A 20,214-nucleotide genomic window follows, 5' to 3' on the forward strand; every position below is an offset into this window, starting at 1 on the left:
ATGAATATCAAGAGAGCTTGCCGTGGCAATGCTTGTATTTCTTGCCGCTGCCGCAGGGGCACGGGTCGTTGCGCCCCACGCGCGCAAAGGCGGCTGCACCGGCGCTCAGGCCGCCGGCAGCCTGCCGGCGAAGGCTTTCTTCGTCCACCCGCACTTCGACCTCGCCAGTCTCGGTGGGCGCCGTGTATGTGATGTTCGCAAGGTTCTCGCCGCGGACTTCCATCGCCTCGGCCGCTTCTTCAAGCTGCTCGCTGGACTGCACGCGCACGGTCATGAGTTGACGCGTCACTTCGTTCTTCACCGAATCGAGCAACTGGCCGAACAGTTCGAAAGCTTCACGCTTGTATTCCTGCTTGGGCTGCTTCTGCGCGTAGCCGCGAAGATGAATGCCCTGGCGAAGGTAGTCGAGCGAGGCCAGATGCTCGCGCCAGTGGGTGTCTATGCTTTGCAGCAGAACCATGCGTTCGAACTGCGTGAAGTTCTCCTGGCCAATCAGCCCGACCTTGGCATCGAACGCCTTGTTGGCCTCGGCGATGACCTTTTCGACAACGTCTTCGTCGCCGATGGCGCTGGCGGCCTCGACCTCTTGCCGCAGAGGCATCTCGATATGCCAGTCGTCTGCAAGGGTCTTCTCGAGACCGCCGAGGTCCCATTGTTCCTCGACCGACTCGGCAGGCACGTACTGGCGAACCAGATCATTGAAGCAACCTTCGCGCAATGCACCGATCTGCGCGGTGAGGTCGCCCGCGTCAAGGATGTCGTTGCGCTGCTGGTAGATCACCTTGCGCTGATCGTTCGACACGTCGTCGTATTCGAGCAGTTGCTTGCGGATGTCGAAATTGCGCGCCTCGACCTTGCGTTGGGCGCTCTCGATGCTGCGCGTCACGATACCGGCCTCGATGGCCTCGCCGTCCGGCATCTTGAGGCGATCCATGATCGCCTTCACGCGGTCACCGGCAAAGATGCGCATCAGCGGATCGTCCAGGCTCAGGTAGAAGCGTGACGACCCCGGGTCGCCCTGCCGGCCCGAACGCCCGCGAAGCTGGTTGTCGATGCGGCGCGATTCATGCCGTTCCGTGGCGATGATGCGCAAGCCTCCGAGCGACTTGACGAATTCGTGGTCTTTGTCCCACTGAGCGCGTAGCTGCGCGATCTCGGCAGCCTTGGCGCTGGGATCGAGTTCCTCATTGACTTCAACCGCCTCGATGGTTTTCTCGACGTTTCCGCCCAGCACGATGTCTGTGCCACGACCCGCCATGTTGGTCGCGATGGTGATCATCTTGGTACGACCGGCCTGCGCCACGATTTCCGCTTCGCGTGCATGCTGCTTCGCGTTGAGCACCTGGTGCGGCAAGCTGGCCTTCTCAAGCAGCCCTGCGATGATTTCGGAGTTTTCGATCGACGACGTGCCTACGAGCACGGGTTGACCGCGTTCGTAGCACTCGCGGATGTCCTGGATGGCCGCGTCGTATTTTTCGCGAGTGGTCTTGTAGACGCGGTCAAGCTGATCTTCGCGCTTGCTCGGACGATTCGGCGGAATGATCATTGTCTCCAGGCCATAGATCTCCTGGAACTCGTAGGCTTCGGTGTCGGCCGTGCCGGTCATGCCCGCGAGCTTGGCGTAGAGGCGGAAGTAGTTCTGAAAGGTGATCGAAGCGAGGGTCTGGTTCTCTGCCTGGATCTCGACACCTTCCTTGGCTTCCACGGCCTGATGCAGCCCGTCGCTCCAACGCCGGCCCGTCATCAGGCGGCCGGTGAACTCATCGACAATGATCACTTCGCCCTGTTGCACCACATAGTGCTGATCGCGGTGATAGAGATGCCGCGCACGCAGCGCCGCATTCAGATGATGCATCAGCGTGATGTTGGCGGGATCGTAGAGCGAGGCGCCTTCGGGAAGCAGCTTGAATTCGGAAAGAATCGTCTCTGCCTTCTCATGACCGTCTTCGGTCATGAACACCTGATGGGTCTTTTCGTCGACCGTGAAGTCGCCGGGCTTGGTGACGCCCTCACCGGTGCGAGGGTCGGCCTCCCCTTCCTGACGGACCAGCAACGGCACGACCTTGTTGATCGCAAGGTACAAGTCCGTGTGGTCTTCTGCCTGGCCGCTGATGATGAGCGGGGTCCGGGCTTCGTCGATCAGGATCGAGTCGACCTCGTCGACGATCGCGTAGTTCAATCCGCGCTGAACCCGGTCTCCGGGTTCGTAGACCATGTTGTCACGCAGGTAGTCGAAGCCGTACTCGTTGTTCGTGCCGTAGGTGATGTCGCTGCCGTAGGCCTGCTGCTTTTCCTCGCGCGGCATTTGCGGCAGGTTGATGCCGACGGAAAGGCCAAGGTAGTTGTAGAGGCGGCCCATCCAGGTGGCGTCGCGGTTGGCGAGGTAGTCGTTCACCGTCACGACGTGGACACCCTTGCCGGTCAGCGCATTCAGGTAGACCGGCAGCGTCGCCGTCAGGGTCTTGCCTTCACCGGTACGCATTTCGGAAATCTTGCCGTTGTGAAGCGCCATGCCGCCCAGCAACTGGACGTCGAAGTGACGCATCTTCATAACCCGCTTGGATGCTTCGCGCACCGTCGCGAAGGCCTCGGGCAGGAGATCATCAAGCGATTCGCCCTTGGCGATCCGGTCCTTGAACTCCTGCGTCTTGCCGCGCAGCGCAGCTTCATCGAGCTTCTCGAACGACGGCTCCAGCGAGTTGATGCGTTCGACCGTCTTGCGATACTGCTTCAGAAGCCGATCATTGCGACTGCCGAAAATTTGGGTCAGGATGTTGGTGGCCATGAATGGAGATCGAAGCACACTCGCTGAATGCGGGCGCTTCGACCGAAATCCCTAAGATAGACGAGAAGGAACTTGGGCGCGCTTTGCTGGAAAGCAAGCCGACCGGCCCGCAGGATTGCCGGCAAACCGCAGATTTTAGCCGCCTTGTTCGAACCCTTGATTGCAGACCATTGCCCATGAACCGCCGCTTCAACGCCGTCACTTTGCTGCAGGCCACGGAGGAGTCGCCGACCCTCGCGAACCTGGCGGCGCGCGCGCGCGATGCAAACGAACGGCTCGCCGCCATCCAGGACCTGATCCCCGCGGAATTGCGCCCCGGCATCAAGGCCGGGCCCGCTGAAGGCGATGTCTGGTGCATGCTGGTGAGCGGTAGCGCCGCGGCAGCCAAGCTCCGCCAATTGGCGCCCCTTCTGGTGTCACGGTTGAAAGCCCGCGGCTGGGATGTCGCGACGCTCCGTATCAAGGTTCAGACAGGACGCTGATTCAGAGCTTTGCGAATACCAGGCCAAGTGTGAGAGCGACCGAGGTGCCGAAAATGATCAAGCCGACGCGCCGGCGCCGGTGCGTCAACATCCACAGCGCCACCCCGGAGATCGACAGGAAAACCAGGCTCCCTGCCAGCGTGTCCACCAGAAGGATCCACGCAACCGGCATGCCGACCCCCTTGTGCAGGTTTGCCAGGGTGGCAACGAATCCGTTGCTGGTCGTGGTGACGCCCACCGAGCGGTTGCCGCGCCAGTATTCGGCCTGAACGATCGCATCAGGACCGCCAAAGTTGAAAACCCAGCGCTCGGGCTGCATGAGCGCGGATTCATGGGGGGCATCGACATCCGGCGCAAGCGCCTGGGCATGCTTGTCCTTCTCCGTCCACGCGACAGGTTTCGCCGGCTCGAGGCGCATGGAATTAGGCGGACCGCTCTGGCCGAGCGCTGTCTGGAGCCACGCTGCCATTTCCTTGGCGCTGGCGGGGGCCGGATCGGGCAAGGCCAGTTGCGCGTTGATGCGCTGCTGGGCCATCGGCAGCTTAAGTACAGCACGGTGGTTCAGCCACACGCCGGCCGTGCCGAAAAGCAATCCGAGAATGGCGCCCCACAGACCGATCCAGCCATGGGTCTTGCGAATCCATTGCACGAGCGCAGTGCGACGTTGCCGGCTACGCAGGCGCTCGTCGAGTGATCCGGACGAAACAAAAGCTGTCGCGCCGGCGCCAGTTGAGACATTGGAAGCAGTGTTCATGTGGACGACCTAGGTGTCGCTCCATTTGCGAAGAAGGTTGTGATAGATGCCCACCAGCGTCCGGCGTGCGGACTCGTCTGCACCGGCTTGATTCAGGCGCTGGATGGCATTGTCGAGATCGAAGAGCAGCGCTCTGTCGGCGGCATCCCGCACGAGGCTCTGCACCCAGAAGAAACAGGCGACGCGGACGCCCCGTGTGATGGGTGTCACCTGGTGCAGGCTGGTCGCCGGATAGATCACCATGTCGCCAGCCGCAAGCTTTACGCTTTGCATTCCATGGGTATCCTCCATCTGCAATTCGCCACCGTCGTAGGTGTCGGGCGGTGACAGGAACAACGTGGCGGACAGGTCGGTGCGCACCTTGCGCCCATTGTGCGGATGGATGCGCACTCCACCGTCGACGTGCAGGCCGAACGTCATTCCGGCGCTGTAGCGATTGAACATGGGCGGATACAGGACGTTGGGCAGCCCTGCACTGATGAAGACCGGATTCCGTTCGAGTGCGCTGGCCACGATGGCCTGGCATTCCCTTGCCACTTGGGACCGCTCGTCAATCTGCTGGTTGAACTTGACTGGCGCGCCCTGGTGGCCAGCAGTGACGCGGCCATCGACCCAGGCGTCACCTGCGGCCTCCAGCCGCGAGCGGACGGCTTCGAGCGATTCGGCATCAAGGACTCGGGGAATGCAGACGAGCATGGCAGTGGGCGATCGACGTCAGAACCGATAGTTCATCGACAGCATGGCGGTGCGCGCTATGCCGGGCACCGCTCGACCGCCGTCGGACGGAATCAGGGCGTCGTAGTAGTGGCGGTCGAAGAGGTTGAACAGATTCAGCCGTACATCGTAATGCGGCTGGTGATACGCCAGCATCGCGTCGATTCGCGTGTAGCTGCCCACCTCAACCAGATTCGTGTTGGCGGCGTAACGGCTACCGACGTAGGTCGCGCCGCCACCGATTTCCCATTCGGGCGTGACGGTGTAGACAGCCCACAGGCTGGCGGCATTCCTGGGTGTGTTGGCCGGCACATTGCCTTGAGTCCCAGGTGCGATGGCGTCGACGATCGTTCCGTCGAGAAAGGTATAGGCGCCGAACACCTGGAGCACATCGGTGACGCGACCCGCGATGCCGGCACGCGCCCCGTTGACACGCACGGTCCCGGTCGCCGTGTAGGTGCCATCGGAGTTCTGCGCTCTCGCGTTGTATTGCGTGATGCTGAAGGCGGCGGCGGTCATTGACAGCGCGCCTCCATTGGCGTCCCACTTGCCTCCGAGTTCGTAGGCCTTGTTCTCCTGCGGAGGCAATGGCTGCGTCGCCCCAGTGGTTGCGACGAGTTGTTCGAGCGATGGATTGAACGATGTGCTGTACGACACATAGTAGGACTGCTCGGCCGTCGGCTGCCAGATGCCTCCAGCGCGCACGCTGGTGAAATCCACCGTCTGCCTTTCGTAGGCCAGGGTCGTCGCGCTCGTCACCGTGTTGTTGACGCTCGCGCGATAGTTGTCCTGCCGCACGCCGCCGACCAGCTTGAACTGAGGGTTGATATCGACGGTGTCATTGACGTACCCCGCAACCGTGTCGGCATCGGCCGTCGCAAGATTGCCAGGGAGGCCCGGCGCATTGAGCGGCGAATCGGTTGAGATGGGATTCAGCAATGGTGCGCACGACACATAGCCGCTGGTGCCACCCACTGGATTGAGCGGGACGCCCGCGCAAGTGCCATTGCGGTAGTAGCCCTGGTTCCTGTACGTATCGTGTCCGAGTTCCAAGCCTGCCAGCAAGGCGTGCTTGAGTGTGCCTGTCTCGAACTTGGTGTTGTATTCGGTCAGGTTGAAGAGCGAGGTGTCGCGGATGTCCCGGTCGTGACTCTGCTGGCGTACCCAGAGCTGTGTGAGAGGCAGCGCACTGGTTGCCGCGAGCGGGACCGCCGTGGTGCCGGTGGAGAACGGCGTGTAGCCTCTCGCGTTGACGGTTCCGATGCCTTGCGGGGCGGTTTCCGTCGCGTCGGTGGTGACTTGGTTGTACTGTGTCTGGTTGCGAATCGAACTGGTGGGCGTCAGCTTGTGCAGAATCGTCGCATTGAATGCACCGATGTCGGAGATCGTGCGATCGTCGTTGAATCCGTAGGCATTGTTTCGATCGACCTGCGCCGGAGCGCCATTGAGCGGCGGGATCCCGTAGTCGGCCATGTCGTGGTTGTGCTGAACCAGCGCTGAGAGCGTGACTTGCGTCGGCGTGTTGATGCCGAATTTCAGCGAAGGCGCAATGCCGACGTCCTGGATTCTCGTTTGGTCCCGATTGGATGCATCGCCTTCCTGTGCCATTGCGGCAATCCGGAATGCCGAAGTCTCGGACATCGGCCGGTTCACATCGACGGTCGTTCGTACGAGCCCGTTGCTGGTCACTGAAATATCCGCGTTTCCCGCCGCCGTCAGCGACGGCTTTTTGCTCACCTGGTTGATCACGCCACCAGTCGATCCGCGCCCGAACAGCATGGACGACGGCCCCATGAGCACTTCGACGCTATCCAGCGCAAAGGTATCGCGGTAGTACTGGCCGCGGTCGCGCGCGCCATCCAGAAAGATGTCGGTACGCGCCGAAAAACCATTCAGGTTGATGTTGGTCCCGATCTGCCCACCTTCGGCGGCGCCAATGGTCAGCCCCGGCACATTTCGCAGCGCGCTGGCCAGCGAGGTGGCGCCCTGCGATTGCATCACCGCCTGATTGATGATGGTGATCGATTGCGGCACGTCGTGAGGGTCGACAGGCAGGCGGCTGATCGACAGCGGATTGGGGCCGAAACTCCCGGTGTCCGCGGTGTCCCGAACTTGTATTTCGCGCAAGGTCGCCGGCACCGAAGTGTTCGTCGATGATGATGGCGATGACGGAGTGGCCGCCGGCGACTCCGATGACACGGGGGCGGGGGCTTGCTGCGCAAGTGCAGGGGCAGAGACCATGGCGAGCAGGGTCAATGCAACGGGCGTGCGCCGCATCGGGCGGCGACTAGAGCGATTCATGAGTTCTCCTGGAAAGGAATCCGCGGAGCCCTCTTGGGATCACCGGGACTGCTTTGTGGCTCGCAAGTCTAAATGCGAATCACTCTTTCTATCTTTCATCGGACCAATGTGTTACCGACGAAAGACAGTGCTCACAAATCTGTAATTTGGTCAGGTAAAAGTCAGTTTAAAAATTGGCCGATCCGGAAAACAAGAAACCCCGAGCAATTGACCTGCTCGGGGTTTTTGAAATGGTGCCGCTTGTCGGAATCGAACTGACGACCTACCGCTTACAAGGCGGTTGCTCTACCAACTGAGCTAAAGCGGCGTGGTGGGGGATTCTAGCGGTGGCCGTTTGCTGGAATTCTCACTTGATTCGCTTGAGCGACGGCCGCGAGCCCCCGCCGTTGGGTGGTCGCGGAGGATCTCCCGGATCCACTGGCGCGCCTGTCGTCTCGACGCTCTCCTCAGCACCCTCGCCCGAGACGAGATGGACGATCTTGCTGGCATCGCCTTCAGTACCCCGAGAAGCGTCACGCAAAGGTGTTCGCGTCGCAGCGGATGCCGGCATGGCCGTCCCTGGCGTCGCACTTCCATCGACCTGCGCAGGCGCCGGTGCGGGGAAGGCCATGCCCTGCCCGTTCTCCCGCGCGTAGATCGCGATCACGCGACCAACTGGCACGCTGATCTCGCGGGCGGTACCCGCAAAGCGGGCCTTGAACTCGATGAATTCATTGCCAAGATTGAGCGAACTCGTGGCGTCGAAACTGATGTTCAGCACGATCTCGCCGTTCTTGACGTACTCCCTCGGCACCTGGACGGTATCGTCGACCTGAACCGCGACATACGGCGTGAAGCCATTGTCCGTGCACCATTCATACAGCGCCCGGATGAGATACGGGCGGGTGGATGACGATTCGAGTGCGTTGATCATGACCGGCGGCGCCAGCAGTTCACTTGCGCATGACCTTTTCAGATGGAGTCAGTGCTTCGATGTACGCGGGACGAGAGAAGATTCGCTCAGCGTACTTCAAAAGCGGCGCCGCGTTCTTGCTGAGGTCGATGCCGTAGTAATCAAGGCGCCACAGGAGCGGAGCAATCGCGACGTCGAGCATCGAGAAATTGTCGCCCAGCATGTACTTGTTCTTGAGGAACACGGGCGCAAGCTGCGTCAGCCGGTCGCGGATGTGCGAACGGGCCTTCTCGAGCGCCTTCTCGTTCCCCTTGGAACTGCGATTCTCGAGCGTGGAGACGTGCACGAACAACTCCTTTTCGAAGTTGAGCAGGAACAGTCGCACGCGAGCCCGATCGACCGGATCGCCGGGCATCAGTTGCGGATGCGGAAAGCGCTCGTCGATGTACTCGTTGATGATGTTCGACTCGTACAGGATCAGGTCGCGTTCCACAAGGATAGGAACCTGTCCGTAAGGGTTCATCACGCTGATATCTTCAGGCTTGTTGTAGAGATCGACATCGCGAATCTCGAAATCCATGCCTTTCTCAAACAGCACGAAGCGGCAGCGATGTGAAAAAGGGCAGGTCGTTCCCGAATACAAGACCATCATGGCGAAAGGCTCCTAAAAATCAAAAAGAGTGGATCGCGTTCGCAACCCACTCTGTGGGACCAGACGCACGAGGCGCCTGATCGGCATCGTCATCGTATTACTTGACGTCTTTCCAGTACGCGGCATTCAAGCGCCAAACAAAGACCACGGACATGACAAGGAACAACAACACCCAGACCCCCACCCGGATACGCGTGTTTTGCGCCGGTTCGGCCATCCATTGCAAGTAGCTGACGAGGTCACCCACCGCTTGGTCGTATTGCATCGGCGTCATGGTTCCGGGGGTGATTTGCTCCCAACCCTTGAACACATCGGTTTCGTGACCGTGCGACTCGACCTTGTCGAAAATCGGACGGCGCTCACCTTGCAATTCCCACAGCACGTGCGGCATCGCCACGCTCGGGAATGCCAGATTATTCCAGCCCGTTGCCTTCGTGTCGTCGCGATAGAAAGTACGCAGGTAGGTATAGAGATAGTCGGCACCGGTGCCGCCATGGCCGGCACGCGAACGCGCCACGAGCGTCAGGTCGGGCGGAACGGTACCGAACCATTCCTTGGCCTGGCGTGGATCGATGTTCGCCTTCATGGTCTCGCCGACCTTGTCGGTCGCGAATAGAAGGTTGTCCTTGATCTGCTGCTCGGTAATGCCGAGATCCTGCAGCCGGTTGTAGCGCATGAACGCCGCCGAGTGGCAGTTGAGGCAATAGTTGACGAAGAGTTTCGCGCCATTCTGCAGCGCCGCCAGGTCGGTCGTCCGGTTCGGCGCCTTGTCCCAGGGGATACCTTCTTCCGAGGCATGAGCGCCAGCCACGAAACCAAGCGCTGCGATCAACGTGAGGATCAGTTTCTTCATTCTTGTTTTCCCCCGGTCAGTGCGCTGCGAAGGTCACGCGCTCAGGGACCGGCTTGAATTCGCCCAGACGGCTCCACCACGGCATCAGCAGGAAGAAACCGAAATAGAACAAGGTACCCACTTGCGACACACGCTCGCCGGCGGGCGACGGTGGTTGAACGCCAAGGTACGCGAGAACCACGAAGTTGACGACAAAGACACCGTAGAGGTACTTGTGCCAGCTCGGACGATAGCGAATCGACTTCACCGGGCTGTGATCCAGCCATGGCAGGAAGAACAGGATGATGACGGCACCGCCCATCACGAGAACGCCCCAGAACTTGGCGTCGATCGACAACATCATCGCGGCAACGCCAATGGCGACCACGACGATGACGCCCTTGAAGATCGAGGGAATGCGCGTCTTCCACACCCCAAATGCCGCACCGGCAACGACGCAAGCGATGAGCGCGTACATCATCTCGCTGGTGATCGCGCGAAGCATCGAATAGAAAGGCGTGAAGTACCAGACCGGGGCAATGTGATTCGGCGTTTTCAGCGAATCGGCCGGAATGAAGTTGTTGTACTCCAGGAAATAGCCGCCAGCCTCGGGCGCGAAGAAGATCACTGCCGAGAAGATCGTCAGAAACACCACGACGCCGAAGATGTCGTGCACCGTGTAGAACGGGTGGGATGGAATGCCGTCCAACGGATGGCCGTCAGAACCGCGGTTGGCCTTGATTTCGATGCCGTCCGGGTTGTTCGATCCGACTTCGTGAAGGGCGATCAGGTGAGCGACCACGAGACCGAGCAGGACCAGCGGCACTGCGATGACGTGGAAGCTGAAGAAGCGATTCAGGGTAGCGTCGCTCACCACGTAGTCACCGCGGATCAGAAGAGCGAGGTCAGGACCGACGAACGGAATGGCGGAGAACAGGTTGACGATCACCTGCGCACCCCAGTAGCTCATCTGGCCCCAGGGAAGCAGGTAGCCCATGAAGGCCTCAGCCATGAGGCAGAGGAAAATGGCGCAGCCGAAGATCCAGATCAGTTCGCGCGGCTTGCGGTAGCTTCCGTAGATGAGCCCGCGGAACATGTGCAGGTACACGACGATGAAGAACGCCGAAGCCCCCGTCGAGTGCATGTAGCGGATCAGCCAGCCCCATGGCACGTCGCGCATGATGTACTCGACCGATGCGAACGCCAGTTGCGCATCGGGCTTGTAGTGCATCACAAGGAAGATGCCGGTCACGATCTGGATCACGAGGACCAGCATCGCCAGCGAGCCGAAGATGTACCAGAAGTTGAAGTTCTTCGGCGCGTAGTACTTGCCCCACTGGTCGTTCCAGAGCTTGGTCAGCGGGAAGCGGTTGTCGACCCAGTTGAGCAGCTTCTCGTTCGCGGGCGCGTTGGGGGAGATTTCCTTGAGTTCGGCCATGTCTTTCTCCTCAAGCCTTCTTGTCGTCGCCGATCAGGAGGCGGGTGTCGGAGAGGTACATGTGCGGAGGCACCGGAAGATTGTCGGGTGCGGGCTTGTTCTTGAAGACACGCGCCGCCAGATCGAAGGTTGAACCATGGCAGGGGCAGAGAAAGCCCCCGTGCCAATCGTCAGGCAGCGAAGGCTGCGGCCCTGGCTGGAATTTGTCCGTCGGAGAGCAACCCAGATGGGTGCAGATGCCGACGACCACCAGGATCTCCGGCTTGATCGAGCGGTGCTCGTTGCGTGCGTAGGGAGGAGTGAACTCGTCCGGATTGCGCTTCGACTGCGGATCCGCGAGCAACGGATCGAGCTTCGGGAGTTCAGCGAGTTGTTCGGGCGTGCGCTTGAGAATCCACACGGGTTTGCCGCGCCATTCAACCGTCATCTTTTCGCCCACCTGGAGGGCACTGATGTCGACCTCGACCGGCGCACCGGCAGCCTTGGCTTTTTCGGAAGGCTGGAAGGTGCTGACGAACGGGACGGCGACTGCCACTCCGCCCACCGCTCCTGCACAACCTGATGCGATCAACCACGTCCGCTTGCTAGTGTCAATCCGGGGGCGGCCGGCTGTGCTGTCACTCATGGGGATCCTCAATGTTCTTCGCTAGGGTCTTGGGGTCAACCGACGATTGTAGCGGAGCGTAAAAGGCGAATTCAACGCGACGAGCCGTGCATCGACCATGAGTTCCGCCCGAGTGAGTCATTCAAAACACACCTCTATACTGGCCGACGTCTGAAAACCGCACATGAGGTACCCGACATGAGTTTTCTCAAGGAGTTTCGCGAGTTTGCCGTCAAGGGAAACGTGATCGACCTCGCGGTCGGCGTGATCATTGGCGCCGCTTTCGGAAAGATTGTCGATTCATTGGTGAGCGACATCATCATGCCGCTGGTTGGTCTGGTGTTCGGCAAGCTCGACTTCTCGAACCTCTACATCGTGCTGGCCAACAGACCGCCCAATGTGGCCGACAACCTGATCGAGCTCAAGAAGGCCAATGTGCCCGTGCTCGCGTACGGCAATTTCATCACCATTGCGGTGAACTTCGTGATCCTTGCTTTCATCATTTTCCTGATGGTCAAGCAGATCAACAAACTGAGGAAGGCGTCCGACGCAGCGCCGCCCCCACCGGCCCCCACTCCGGAAGACGTCGTGCTGCTGCGCGAAATTCGCGACAGCCTCAAGCGGCCCTGACGGCTGCGGCGCCGCTCGCGAGCGAGCGCGCCATGCGCACCGCTTCGATCAGGCTGGATGGATCGGCGCGACCCGTGCCTGCGATGTCGAATGCCGTGCCGTGATCGGGGCTCGTGCGCACGAGCGGCAATCCGAGCGTGACGTTGACGCCCTTCTCCACGCCCAGGTACTTGACCGGGATCAGGCCCTGGTCGTGGTACATCGCAATCACCACATCGAACTCTCCTGCACAGCCGGCCTTGGTGCGGGCACGCATGAAGACGGTGTCGGGCGCATGAGGTCCGTCGGCGTCGATGCCTTCCCTCCTGGCAGCCGCAATGGCGGGGGCAATGACGTCGCGCTCTTCACTGCCGAAGAGACCACCTTCGCCGGCATGCGGATTGAGTCCCGCCACGCCGATCCTCGGTGACCGACCCAGCACCGCGCCCAGTGCGCGATGCGTGATCCGCAGCGTCTCAAGGACGCTGTCATGCGTCACCGCCTCGATCGCGTTGCGCAACGACATGTGGATGCTCACCAGCACGGTCCGCAGTTCGTCGTTGGCAAGCATCATCCGAACCGGGACATCGGCGAGCGGTCGGTCCAGATGGGCAGCGGCCTCGAACTGAAGCAACTCGGTGTGACCAGGGAACATGAAGCCAGCCGCAGAGAGCGCCTCCTTGTGCAGAGGCGCGGTCACGACTGCCGCGACGTCGCCACGCAGTGCCGCCCGCGCTGCCCACACAACGCATTCGCCGGCGACGCGCCCCGCGACTGCACTGATCTGCCCAAGCGCAATCGGCGCTTCGACCTTCTCGACGACCTGCAGCACCGGGATGCAGGCAGGCGGAACATCGCCCACGCTTGCGGGCGATTCGATTTCCGCAACGGGCATGGCCAAGGAGCCAGGCATCGCCAGCCATTGCGCAGCCCGGCGAACGACACCGACATCGCCGGCAATAAAGCATCCTTGCATGTCACGGGCGGCATCGCGGAAGGCCTTGATGATGATCTCGGGCCCGATGCCGGCTGGATCGCCGAGCGTGACCGCAATGGGAGACTGAACGCTGTTCACGCCGGATTGTCGATGTCGATGAATTCGTGGGCCAGGCCCAGCTGCGCGGCCACATGCCCCGCAACAGCCGGTGCGCCGTAGCGTTCGGTCGCGTGATGTCCGCAGGCGAGGAACGCCACGTTCATCTCGCGCGCATAGTGGGCCTGCGGTTCGGAAATCTCGCCGGTGATGAAGGCGTCCGCGCCTGCCGCGATCGCAGCCTCGAAATAGCCCTGGGCCCCGCCGGTGCACCAGGCCACGTTCCTGATCGGACGCTGCTGGGCAGCCTCCACGAGCGTGACCTTCTTTCCGAGCGCCTTCTCGGTGTGGCTCGCCAGCGCAGCGGCATTGGCGAATACTTCGCCATTGGCCTGCGCACCGAGAAATCCGAGTTCCTGTTCGCCGAAGCGGCCCGTCGAACCGGCATGCGCGACCAGGCCCAGTTTGGCGCCCAGTTGCGCGTTGTTGCCGAGTTCAGGATGCGCATCCAGCGGCAGGTGATACGCGAACAGGTTGACATCGTCGCCAAGCAGCAAACCCAGGCGCTGACGCATCCAGCCGGTCACCCGCCCATCCTGGCCGCGCCAGAACAGGCCGTGGTGCACGAAGATGGCATCGGCCTCGGCGTGAATGGCGGCCTCGATCAGCGCACGGCTCGCGGTCACGCCGGACACGATCTTGCGAACCGTCGTGCGGCCCTCGACTTGGAGGCCATTGGGTCCGTAGTCCTTGAATCGCTCTGGGGCGAGCAGCACATCGAATGCGTGAAGAAGTTCGTGGCGGGTCGTGCTCATCGCGTGATTGTGGACCCGGCAGGCGCCGTCCGCATCGCATGGCCGCACGACGCGGGCCGCGTGGAGGACCTTCCACACTCCTGCGCGCCGCGCCGAAGAAGGCCATGTGGACGCCCAGTCGCACAAGTCACCGAATTCAGGGTTTCCCCCGATTTTGCGCGGCCAAGCGGTTGCGGTTCGGTCCTTCGGCACCAAGCACTTCGTGCGCATTGAGGGACAATTCAAGGTTTGGCGCCCAATGAAAGAGGCGCCATCACCTCAATGGATTCATCGCCTTCATGAAACGCACCTGGCTGCTGTTTGCCCAAGCCGTCACTATCTTCCTCGCGGCCTATTTCGTTGTTGCAACGCTCAAGCCCGAATGGCTCAACAGACAGGCGAACGGACTGCGCGGCATGGTCGCGGTCGTCGAGGCACCCCCGGTCAATCCGCAGGCTGTGCCCGGCAGCCTGAGCAGCGCTGCGAAGAAAGCCTCGCCCGCCGTGGTCAGCATCAACACGAGCAAGGCCGCGCAGCTGAACCCTCGCAACAACGATCCTTGGTTCCGTTTCTTTTTCGGCGACCAGGGTGCGGACCAGCCCCAGGTCGGACTGGGCAGCGGGGTGATCGTGAGCGCCGACGGCTACATCCTCACCAACAACCACGTCGTAGAAGGCGCCGACGAAATCGAAGTGACGCTCAATGACGGACGCCACGCCCACGGCAAGGTGATCGGGACCGATCCCGACACCGATCTGGCCGTACTCAAGATCGAACTCGACAAGCTGCCAGTCGTGGTCCTTGGCAATTCGGACGCCCTGCAGGTCGGAGACCAGGTACTCGCCATCGGCAATCCGTTCGGAGTCGGTCAGACCGTCACCAGCGGCATCGTCTCGGCGCTCGGACGCAACCAGCTCGGCATCAACACGTTCGAAAACTTCATCCAGACCGACGCCGCGATCAATCCGGGCAATTCGGGCGGCGCGCTGATCGATGTGAACGGCAATCTCGAGGGCATCAACACCGCGATTTATTCGCGCTCGGGCGGCAGCATGGGCATCGGGTTTGCCATCCCGGTTTCGACCGCCAAGCAGGTCCTCGAGGACATCGTCAAGGCCGGAAAGGTCACGCGCGGATGGATCGGCGTGGAGCCCAACGATCTTTCACCCGAACTGGCGGAGACCTTCGGCGTCAAGGCCAAGACGGGCGTGATCATCACGGGTGTCCTGCAGAACGGACCGGCAGCGAAGGCAGGCGTTCGTCCAGGCGACGTGATCACCGGCGTCGGCGACAAGGACATCGGTAACGTCCAGGAGCTACTGACCGCCGTGGCGGGCCTCAAGCCGGGCAACGCGGCACGTTTTGCGCTGCAGCGCGGCGGCGACAAGCTGGAACTCGACGTCACGGCCGGCTCGCGGCCCAAATCGCCGGTCCGGCGCGCGCCGCAAGAAACGGAATGATGAAAACGAAGGATTCCGCTCAGGACTGAGCGGAATCGGGGCTCTCTTCGGGCGCCTTGGTGTACTTCGAGAAGTAGCGCGCACCCACGATGCCGACTTCGTACAGCAGGCACATGGGAATCGCGAGCGCAAGCTGCGAGACGACGTCCGGCGGGGTCAGCACCGCCGCAACGACGAAGGCAACGACGATGAAATAGCCGCGAAAAGAACGCAGCTTTTCGACGGTGACCATCTCGAAACGCACCAGCAGCATGACCACGATCGGGACTTGGAAGGCCACGCCGAAGGCGATATAGAGCGACAGGATCGCCTCCACGTACGACGATATGTCGGGCGTGGCCGCCACCGACGGAGGCGTGAATCGCTGGATGAAGCCGAACATCTTGTCCAGGACGAAGAACTGCACGAACGCAATCCCGGCATAGGCAAGCAGGCTGCCGAAGATGATCAGCGGCAAGGCGAATTTCTTCTCGTGGCTGTAGAGCCCCGGCGCCACGAACATCCAGACCTGATACATCAGCCAAGGCAGCGCCAGCAATACGGCGGTCATGGCCAGCACCTTGAGCGGCACGAAAAACGGCGAGAACACGCCCACGGCGATCAGCTTCGCGTCGTGCGGCATGTGGTTGCGGATTGGCACCGCGATCAGGTCGATCAGCCCACTGGGGCCCGGCCATATCGCGAGCAGGACGCCGGCGACGACAAGGCCATAAATGCAATAGAGCAAGCGATCCCGCAGCTCCATCAGGTGTTGGACGAAAGGCTGCTCGGTGCCGGCCAGTTCGTCTTCTTTGTTCTTGTCAGTGGAGTCAGACATGTCGGGGGCGCTGCGGACGGAATTCGGGCCGCGCTGGACGCGACCGGATCGACGCCGAAGCTATTTGATCTCGTGAGGACGGTAACGGGCCACGCGCGCGGCGCCCGAAAGCGCTTTGGTGCGCACGCCGTTGCGCGCCTTGTACCACTGTGGCGTGGCGCCCTGCTTCAGGCGCCAGTTCTTGCGTGGGTGCTTGTATTGCGGATAGACGGGCAGCGCCGGCTCAGAATCGGAGGACGTCTGGCCGATTTCGGAAAACTGCTTCTCGAATTCGCTCGCGCTGGAATGGATGCTGTGCTCGACCTCGCGAGCCGCGTCCTGCACCGTGTCTTTCATCTTGCGCAACTCGTCGAGGTCCATGGAGCGATTGACCTCGGCCTTGACGTCGTTCACGTAGCGCTGCGCCTTGCCGAGCAGCGTGCCAACGGTGCGCGCCACGCGCGGCAGCTTTTCCGGTCCGATGACGATGAGCGCAACTGCGCCGATCAGCGCAAGTTTCGAAATGCCGAGATCGATCACGGACGGTTGGAGCTCAGGACTTCTGACGCGCTTCGACGTCGATCGTCGACTTGTCGGTCGCGGCGGTGTTGGTCACCTGCGCGTTCGGGTTGGCCGGCGTTTCGGGTGCCCCGCCCTCCCGCATGCCGTCCTTGAAGCCCTTGACGGCGCCGCCGAGGTCCGACCCCATGTTGCGGAGCTTCTTGGTGCCGAAGATCATGACCACGACGAGCAGCACGATCAGCCAGTGCCAGATGGAAAGTGAACCCATGGATTACTCCTGAAGAATGTGAGCGATTTTAGACGGCGCGCAAATGCCGCCTCACGAGGCGGGAATCAGCCTCTGAGCCATGGGCGTGGGCCGCCCATGACGTGCACGTGGAGATGATGGACCTCCTGACCGCCCTCGGCGCCGGTATTCACGACGATGCGATACCCCCCGGTCGGATAAGGCCTGCAGCCCTGCTCGATGGCCAGCCTGGGGGCCAGCGTCATGATCCTTCCAAGCAACGCGGCGTCGTCGGAGGTGACCTGGGCCATCGACGGGACGTGCCGCTTCGGCACGATCATGAAATGCACCGGGGCCCACGGGGCAATGTCGTGAAACGCAAAGAGCTCCTCGTCCTCGTAGACCTTGCGGGAGGGAATCTTCCCTTCGATGATCTTGCAGAAGACGCAGTTGGGGTCAGAGGACATTCGAAGGCTCCATGGATCGGCCCGCGTTCATTCGCACCATCCCCTTGACGATGCGATAGAGGAACCAGAGGGAAATCAGCGCCCAGGCAATCCAGCCGGGCACGAAAAGAAGCAGCCACAGCCACGCGGTCAGCACGTACAGCACGCCGGCCCAGATCACAGTGCGAATGCGCCAGCTGAAATGCGAGGCCTGCCAGGTGCCGGCCGCATCGTCGCGCTTGACCAGGTCGATGATCAGCGCGATCAGCAGCAGCGCGATGGAAGCCTGTGCCCCGGGCAGGACCGCGCCAATGGCCACCACGAGGTGAAGGATGTAGCTGACCCAGCCCCAGGTCTTGAGCGAGTCGTCCGGTTCGACGGTCACGATGTCGTTGGGCATGGTGTCCTCTCAATCGTTGGAAGCTTCGCGAGCCTGCGCCTTGCGCAAGGCCTTTTCCTCGATGCCGCTGGTGCCTTCGCGCCGCTCGAGTTCCGCGACCACGTCGCTGGGCGAGAAACCGTAGTGCGCGAGTGCCACCATGCTGTGAAACCACAGATCGGCCACTTCGTTGACAACCTTCGAACGGTCGCCGCCATGATCGGCGTCCTTGGCGGCCATGACGACTTCGGTGGCTTCTTCGCCGATCTTCTTCAGGAAGGCGTCGGGACCCCGGTGAAGGAGACGTGCGACGTAGCTCTTGTCGGGATCGCCGCCGCGCGCCGGCAGCCGGCTCTCGATCACGGCAGCCAGGCGCGCCAGTGCGTCTTCCGCGTTGCGTGGGGTATCGCTCATCTTGGGGAGGATGTGTAGATCGATGCGGGGTCTTTCAAGACCGGTTCGGCGACCGTCCACCGGCCGTTCTCGTATTTGCTGAAGAAGCAGCTGTGGCGGCCCGTGTGACACGCGATGCCCGGCTCATGGCCGAGTTGGGTCACCTTGAGCAGCACGACGTCGTTGTCGCAGTCGATGCGAATCTCGTGAACCGTCTGCACGTGGCCGGACTCCTCGCCCTTGAACCAGAGCTTGCCGCGCGACCGGCTGAAATACACGGCCCGGCCGATTTCAGCCGTCTTCGCCAGCGCCTCGCGGTTCATCCAGGCGAACATCAGCACGTCGTTGCTGCCCTGCTCCTGCGCGATCACGGGCACCAGGCCGTTCGCGTCCCACTTCACTTCATCGAGCCAATTCATGCCGGAATTGTCGGTCAAAGCCGCACCGGGATGCCCCGCGCCGCCATTTGCGCCTTGGCCTGGCCCACGGTGAACTCGCCGTAGTGGAAGATGCTGGCCGCCAGGACGGCATCGGCGCCGCCGGCCTGGATGCCGTCGGCCAGGTGATCCAGGCTGCCGACGCCGCCGGAAGCAATCACCGGCACGCTCACCGCATCACTCACGGCGCGCGTGAGTTCGAGATCGAAGCCGCTCTTGGTGCCGTCACGGTCCATGCTGGTCAGGAGGATCTCGCCGGCGCCGCGCCGCGTCATCTCGACGGCCCACTGCACCGCGTCAAGGCCGGTGTTCTTGCGCCCGCCGTGGCTGTAGACATCCCAGCCGGCTCCGCGGGTCGCAGCGTCCTCCGCGGTGCGCCGCTTGGCGTCGATCGCCACCACGATGCACTGCGCACCGTATTTCCGAGATGCGTCTTCGATGACCTGGGGATTCGCGATCGCAGCCGAATTGAAGCTGGTCTTGTCCGCCCCGGCATTGAGCAGCCGGCGGACATCCGCGACCGTGCGCACGCCGCCGCCGACGGTGAGGGGAATGAACACCTGCGAAGCCACTGCTTCGATGATCGGCAGGATCAGGTCGCGCCCGTCGCTCGTGGCGGTGATGTCGAGGAAGGTGAGTTCGTCGGCGCCTTGCGCGTTGTAGCGCGCGGCAATCTCGACCGGATCGCCGGCGTCTCGCAATTCGACGAAATTGACGCCCTTGACGACGCGGCCGCCGGTCACGTCCAGACAGGGAATGATGCGTTTGGCAAGCATGGGATCGTTCGGATCAAGGATTCAGGAAACGGTGAGCTGTTGCCAGCCCTGCCACTGCGCCCCCGGCGCCAGCAGAACGGGTTCGTCGATGCGCGCGGCCTCGACACAAAGCATGTGGCGCCAGCCGTCGTCGGGCAGGTCGTCGAGCTTGGCGCTCAGCACAGGACCAGGGTTCCAGACCACCGTCTCGGTGCAGCTCGCGCTCTGCGCGATCTCGAGCGTGCCGGAAGGCTGGGCCAGACGCAGAGGCCGTGTGGACGACGCGTAGACGCTGTCGAATTCGGTGCCGAAGGTGAGCGCGGGCGCCAACTCGACGTGTCGATCGTCGCGCACGGCATCCCAGCGGTTGGCGCCTTGAAGGCCTTCGAGGCGAAGCGCGGTCACGTCGTTCACGCGCAAATAGGTGTGCAGCGCTGCCGCAAAGGACCAGGGGCCGCTGCCGGGATTGTCGACCGTGAGCGCAATGCGCAGCGAATGCGGCGCCAAGGTGACCGTGAGCCGCAGCCGAAAGGCGTGCGGCCAGATGTCGCGCGTTGCCTCGTTGGAATGCAACGAAAGGACTGCCGTGCTGCGTTTGCCGTCGACTTCCTGCGAATCGGCCTGCCAGGGGACATTGCGCACGAAACCGTGCTTGGGCAACGGGCCGCGCATGTTGAACTGCGGCCAGCAGATCGGCACACCGCCCCGGATGGCGCTCTGCCCGTCGAAGCGGGCATCGGGGCTCAGGAAGAGGCGCTCCACGCCGTCGGCGGTCATCCAGGACAGCACGTGCGCACCGTGCAGGGCGACCATGCAACTGTCGCCGGCGGGCAAGGCAAGGCGCACTGCCGGCTGGCCACGAAAGGCTGACGTTTGGACAGACATGACCCGATTCTAGGTTTCGCCCGTG

Annotated in this window: 23 protein-coding genes and 1 tRNA gene; 3 read left to right on the plus strand and 21 right to left on the minus strand. The window is 62.1% G+C overall.

Annotated elements, in window-relative coordinates; genetic code table 11:
- Nucleotides 1-7: 7 nt before the first annotated feature.
- Nucleotides 8-2,785 (minus strand): preprotein translocase subunit SecA, encoded by a 2,778-nt coding sequence (secA, locus tag AC1DHL_RS11095; protein WP_478098428.1) that lies wholly within the window; start codon nucleotides 2,783-2,785, stop codon nucleotides 8-10.
- 176 nt (nucleotides 2,786-2,961) lie between these two features.
- Here secA and AC1DHL_RS11100 point away from each other — a divergent pair, with 176 nt between their 5' ends.
- Nucleotides 2,962-3,267 (plus strand): hypothetical protein, encoded by a 306-nt coding sequence (locus AC1DHL_RS11100; RefSeq protein ID WP_478162094.1) that lies wholly within the window; start codon nucleotides 2,962-2,964, stop codon nucleotides 3,265-3,267.
- Nucleotide 3,268: 1 nt separating this feature from the next.
- Here AC1DHL_RS11100 and AC1DHL_RS11105 read toward each other — a convergent pair whose 3' ends face one another.
- From AC1DHL_RS11105 to petA, 9 genes are all read right to left on the minus strand, one after another.
- Nucleotides 3,269-4,021 (minus strand): PepSY-associated TM helix domain-containing protein, encoded by a 753-nt coding sequence (locus AC1DHL_RS11105; protein ID WP_478162024.1) that lies wholly within the window; start codon nucleotides 4,019-4,021, stop codon nucleotides 3,269-3,271.
- Nucleotides 4,022-4,030: 9 nt separating this feature from the next.
- Nucleotides 4,031-4,717, minus strand: coding sequence for a Fe2+-dependent dioxygenase (locus AC1DHL_RS11110; RefSeq protein WP_478162025.1), 687 nt, complete (start codon nucleotides 4,715-4,717; stop codon nucleotides 4,031-4,033).
- 18 nt (nucleotides 4,718-4,735) lie between these two features.
- On the minus strand, nucleotides 4,736-7,036 hold the full coding sequence (locus AC1DHL_RS11115; RefSeq protein ID WP_478162026.1) for a TonB-dependent receptor: 2,301 nt from the start codon (nucleotides 7,034-7,036) through the stop codon (nucleotides 4,736-4,738).
- 231 nt (nucleotides 7,037-7,267) lie between these two features.
- A tRNA-Thr gene (locus AC1DHL_RS11120) sits at nucleotides 7,268-7,343 on the minus strand.
- A 39-nt stretch (nucleotides 7,344-7,382) separates the two neighbouring features.
- Nucleotides 7,383-7,949 (minus strand): ClpXP protease specificity-enhancing factor, encoded by a 567-nt coding sequence (locus AC1DHL_RS11125; protein WP_478098436.1) that lies wholly within the window; start codon nucleotides 7,947-7,949, stop codon nucleotides 7,383-7,385.
- 19 nt (nucleotides 7,950-7,968) lie between these two features.
- Nucleotides 7,969-8,580: a glutathione S-transferase N-terminal domain-containing protein gene (locus tag AC1DHL_RS11130; protein ID WP_088955903.1), complete on the minus strand. Its 612-nt coding sequence runs from the start codon at nucleotides 8,578-8,580 to the stop codon at nucleotides 7,969-7,971.
- A gap of 97 nt (nucleotides 8,581-8,677) precedes the next feature.
- Nucleotides 8,678-9,433, minus strand: coding sequence for a cytochrome c1 (locus AC1DHL_RS11135; protein WP_478098438.1), 756 nt, complete (start codon nucleotides 9,431-9,433; stop codon nucleotides 8,678-8,680).
- A gap of 16 nt (nucleotides 9,434-9,449) precedes the next feature.
- Complete coding sequence (locus tag AC1DHL_RS11140) at nucleotides 9,450-10,850, minus strand: cytochrome b (protein WP_478098440.1); 1,401 nt, start codon at nucleotides 10,848-10,850, stop codon at nucleotides 9,450-9,452.
- Between the two features lie 10 nt (nucleotides 10,851-10,860).
- Nucleotides 10,861-11,475 (minus strand): ubiquinol-cytochrome c reductase iron-sulfur subunit, encoded by a 615-nt coding sequence (gene petA / locus AC1DHL_RS11145; protein ID WP_478098442.1) that lies wholly within the window; start codon nucleotides 11,473-11,475, stop codon nucleotides 10,861-10,863.
- 177 nt (nucleotides 11,476-11,652) lie between these two features.
- On the opposite strand from petA, the gene mscL reads away from it, so the two are divergent.
- Nucleotides 11,653-12,084: a large conductance mechanosensitive channel protein MscL gene (gene mscL / locus AC1DHL_RS11150; RefSeq protein ID WP_478098444.1), complete on the plus strand. Its 432-nt coding sequence runs from the start codon at nucleotides 11,653-11,655 to the stop codon at nucleotides 12,082-12,084.
- Here the strand turns inward: mscL and pdxA are convergent.
- Together pdxA and AC1DHL_RS11160 are read right to left on the minus strand one after the other, a co-directional pair.
- Nucleotides 12,071-13,138 carry a 4-hydroxythreonine-4-phosphate dehydrogenase PdxA gene (gene pdxA, locus AC1DHL_RS11155; protein ID WP_478098446.1) on the minus strand — a complete coding sequence of 356 codons (1,068 nt, stop codon included), beginning with the start codon at nucleotides 13,136-13,138 and terminating at the stop codon, nucleotides 12,071-12,073. The genes mscL and pdxA overlap by 14 nt on opposite strands.
- On the minus strand, nucleotides 13,135-13,911 hold the full coding sequence (locus AC1DHL_RS11160) for a Nif3-like dinuclear metal center hexameric protein (RefSeq protein WP_478098448.1): 777 nt from the start codon (nucleotides 13,909-13,911) through the stop codon (nucleotides 13,135-13,137). Before AC1DHL_RS11160 ends, pdxA begins: the two co-directional genes overlap by 4 nt.
- 278 nt (nucleotides 13,912-14,189) lie before the next feature.
- On the opposite strand from AC1DHL_RS11160, the gene AC1DHL_RS11165 reads away from it, so the two are divergent.
- Nucleotides 14,190-15,350, plus strand: a complete 1,161-nt coding sequence (locus AC1DHL_RS11165; RefSeq protein WP_478098450.1) for a Do family serine endopeptidase — start codon at nucleotides 14,190-14,192, stop codon at nucleotides 15,348-15,350.
- 19 nt (nucleotides 15,351-15,369) lie between these two features.
- On the opposite strand, the gene tatC is transcribed toward AC1DHL_RS11165, so the two are convergent.
- The 9 genes from tatC to AC1DHL_RS11210 form a co-directional block, all read right to left on the minus strand.
- On the minus strand, nucleotides 15,370-16,167 hold the full coding sequence (gene tatC / locus AC1DHL_RS11170; protein WP_478098452.1) for a twin-arginine translocase subunit TatC: 798 nt from the start codon (nucleotides 16,165-16,167) through the stop codon (nucleotides 15,370-15,372).
- Nucleotides 16,168-16,227: 60 nt separating this feature from the next.
- Nucleotides 16,228-16,686 (minus strand): Sec-independent protein translocase protein TatB, encoded by a 459-nt coding sequence (gene tatB / locus AC1DHL_RS11175; RefSeq protein WP_478098454.1) that lies wholly within the window; start codon nucleotides 16,684-16,686, stop codon nucleotides 16,228-16,230.
- A gap of 13 nt (nucleotides 16,687-16,699) precedes the next feature.
- Nucleotides 16,700-16,936, minus strand: a complete 237-nt coding sequence (gene tatA, locus AC1DHL_RS11180; RefSeq protein WP_478098456.1) for a Sec-independent protein translocase subunit TatA — start codon at nucleotides 16,934-16,936, stop codon at nucleotides 16,700-16,702.
- Nucleotides 16,937-17,001: 65 nt separating this feature from the next.
- On the minus strand, nucleotides 17,002-17,361 hold the full coding sequence (locus AC1DHL_RS11185; RefSeq protein WP_478098460.1) for a histidine triad nucleotide-binding protein: 360 nt from the start codon (nucleotides 17,359-17,361) through the stop codon (nucleotides 17,002-17,004).
- Complete coding sequence (locus AC1DHL_RS11190) at nucleotides 17,351-17,740, minus strand: DUF4870 family protein (RefSeq protein WP_478098462.1); 390 nt, start codon at nucleotides 17,738-17,740, stop codon at nucleotides 17,351-17,353. The genes AC1DHL_RS11185 and AC1DHL_RS11190 overlap by 11 nt, the downstream gene beginning before the upstream one ends.
- 9 nt (nucleotides 17,741-17,749) lie before the next feature.
- Entirely contained in the window at nucleotides 17,750-18,133 is a 384-nt protein-coding gene (locus AC1DHL_RS11195; RefSeq protein WP_478098464.1) for a phosphoribosyl-ATP diphosphatase, read from the minus strand.
- Nucleotides 18,130-18,531 carry a phosphoribosyl-AMP cyclohydrolase gene (hisI, locus tag AC1DHL_RS11200; RefSeq protein WP_478098466.1) on the minus strand — a complete coding sequence of 134 codons (402 nt, stop codon included), beginning with the start codon at nucleotides 18,529-18,531 and terminating at the stop codon, nucleotides 18,130-18,132. The genes AC1DHL_RS11195 and hisI overlap by 4 nt, the downstream gene beginning before the upstream one ends.
- 14 nt (nucleotides 18,532-18,545) lie before the next feature.
- Nucleotides 18,546-19,325, minus strand: coding sequence for an imidazole glycerol phosphate synthase subunit HisF (gene hisF / locus AC1DHL_RS11205; RefSeq protein ID WP_478162027.1), 780 nt, complete (start codon nucleotides 19,323-19,325; stop codon nucleotides 18,546-18,548).
- A gap of 21 nt (nucleotides 19,326-19,346) precedes the next feature.
- A complete protein-coding gene (locus tag AC1DHL_RS11210; protein ID WP_478162028.1) occupies nucleotides 19,347-20,189 on the minus strand; it encodes a D-hexose-6-phosphate mutarotase in 843 nt (280 codons plus the stop codon).
- Nucleotides 20,190-20,214: the final 25 nt, after the last annotated feature.

This window comes from Variovorax sp. 10L426 (assembly GCF_056395305.1).

Bases quoted from the DNA above. Each gene is read 5' to 3' on its own strand.
- AC1DHL_RS11115 (WP_478162026.1), bottom strand. From the start codon at position 7,036: ATGAATCGCTCTAGTCGCCGCCCGATGCGGCGCACGCCCGTTGCATTG.
- petA (WP_478098442.1), bottom strand. From the start codon at position 11,475: ATGAGTGACAGCACAGCCGGCCGCCCCCGGATTGACACTAGCAAGCGG.
- AC1DHL_RS11110 (WP_478162025.1), bottom strand. From the start codon at position 4,717: ATGCTCGTCTGCATTCCCCGAGTCCTTGATGCCGAATCGCTCGAAGCC.
- AC1DHL_RS11160 (WP_478098448.1), bottom strand. From the start codon at position 13,911: ATGAGCACGACCCGCCACGAACTTCTTCACGCATTCGATGTGCTGCTC.
- AC1DHL_RS11140 (WP_478098440.1), bottom strand. From the start codon at position 10,850: ATGGCCGAACTCAAGGAAATCTCCCCCAACGCGCCCGCGAACGAGAAG.
- mscL (WP_478098444.1), top strand. From the start codon at position 11,653: ATGAGTTTTCTCAAGGAGTTTCGCGAGTTTGCCGTCAAGGGAAACGTG.
- AC1DHL_RS11165 (WP_478098450.1), top strand. From the start codon at position 14,190: ATGAAACGCACCTGGCTGCTGTTTGCCCAAGCCGTCACTATCTTCCTC.
- hisI (WP_478098466.1), bottom strand. From the start codon at position 18,531: ATGAATTGGCTCGATGAAGTGAAGTGGGACGCGAACGGCCTGGTGCCC.
- AC1DHL_RS11195 (WP_478098464.1), bottom strand. From the start codon at position 18,133: ATGAGCGATACCCCACGCAACGCGGAAGACGCACTGGCGCGCCTGGCT.
- AC1DHL_RS11130 (WP_088955903.1), bottom strand. From the start codon at position 8,580: ATGATGGTCTTGTATTCGGGAACGACCTGCCCTTTTTCACATCGCTGC.
- AC1DHL_RS11105 (WP_478162024.1), bottom strand. From the start codon at position 4,021: ATGAACACTGCTTCCAATGTCTCAACTGGCGCCGGCGCGACAGCTTTT.
- AC1DHL_RS11100 (WP_478162094.1), top strand. From the start codon at position 2,962: ATGAACCGCCGCTTCAACGCCGTCACTTTGCTGCAGGCCACGGAGGAG.
- secA (WP_478098428.1), bottom strand. From the start codon at position 2,785: ATGGCCACCAACATCCTGACCCAAATTTTCGGCAGTCGCAATGATCGG.
- AC1DHL_RS11190 (WP_478098462.1), bottom strand. From the start codon at position 17,740: ATGCCCAACGACATCGTGACCGTCGAACCGGACGACTCGCTCAAGACC.
- AC1DHL_RS11125 (WP_478098436.1), bottom strand. From the start codon at position 7,949: ATGATCAACGCACTCGAATCGTCATCCACCCGCCCGTATCTCATCCGG.
- tatC (WP_478098452.1), bottom strand. From the start codon at position 16,167: ATGTCTGACTCCACTGACAAGAACAAAGAAGACGAACTGGCCGGCACC.
- AC1DHL_RS11135 (WP_478098438.1), bottom strand. From the start codon at position 9,433: ATGAAGAAACTGATCCTCACGTTGATCGCAGCGCTTGGTTTCGTGGCT.
- AC1DHL_RS11185 (WP_478098460.1), bottom strand. From the start codon at position 17,361: ATGTCCTCTGACCCCAACTGCGTCTTCTGCAAGATCATCGAAGGGAAG.
- hisF (WP_478162027.1), bottom strand. From the start codon at position 19,325: ATGCTTGCCAAACGCATCATTCCCTGTCTGGACGTGACCGGCGGCCGC.
- tatA (WP_478098456.1), bottom strand. From the start codon at position 16,936: ATGGGTTCACTTTCCATCTGGCACTGGCTGATCGTGCTGCTCGTCGTG.
- AC1DHL_RS11210 (WP_478162028.1), bottom strand. From the start codon at position 20,189: ATGTCTGTCCAAACGTCAGCCTTTCGTGGCCAGCCGGCAGTGCGCCTT.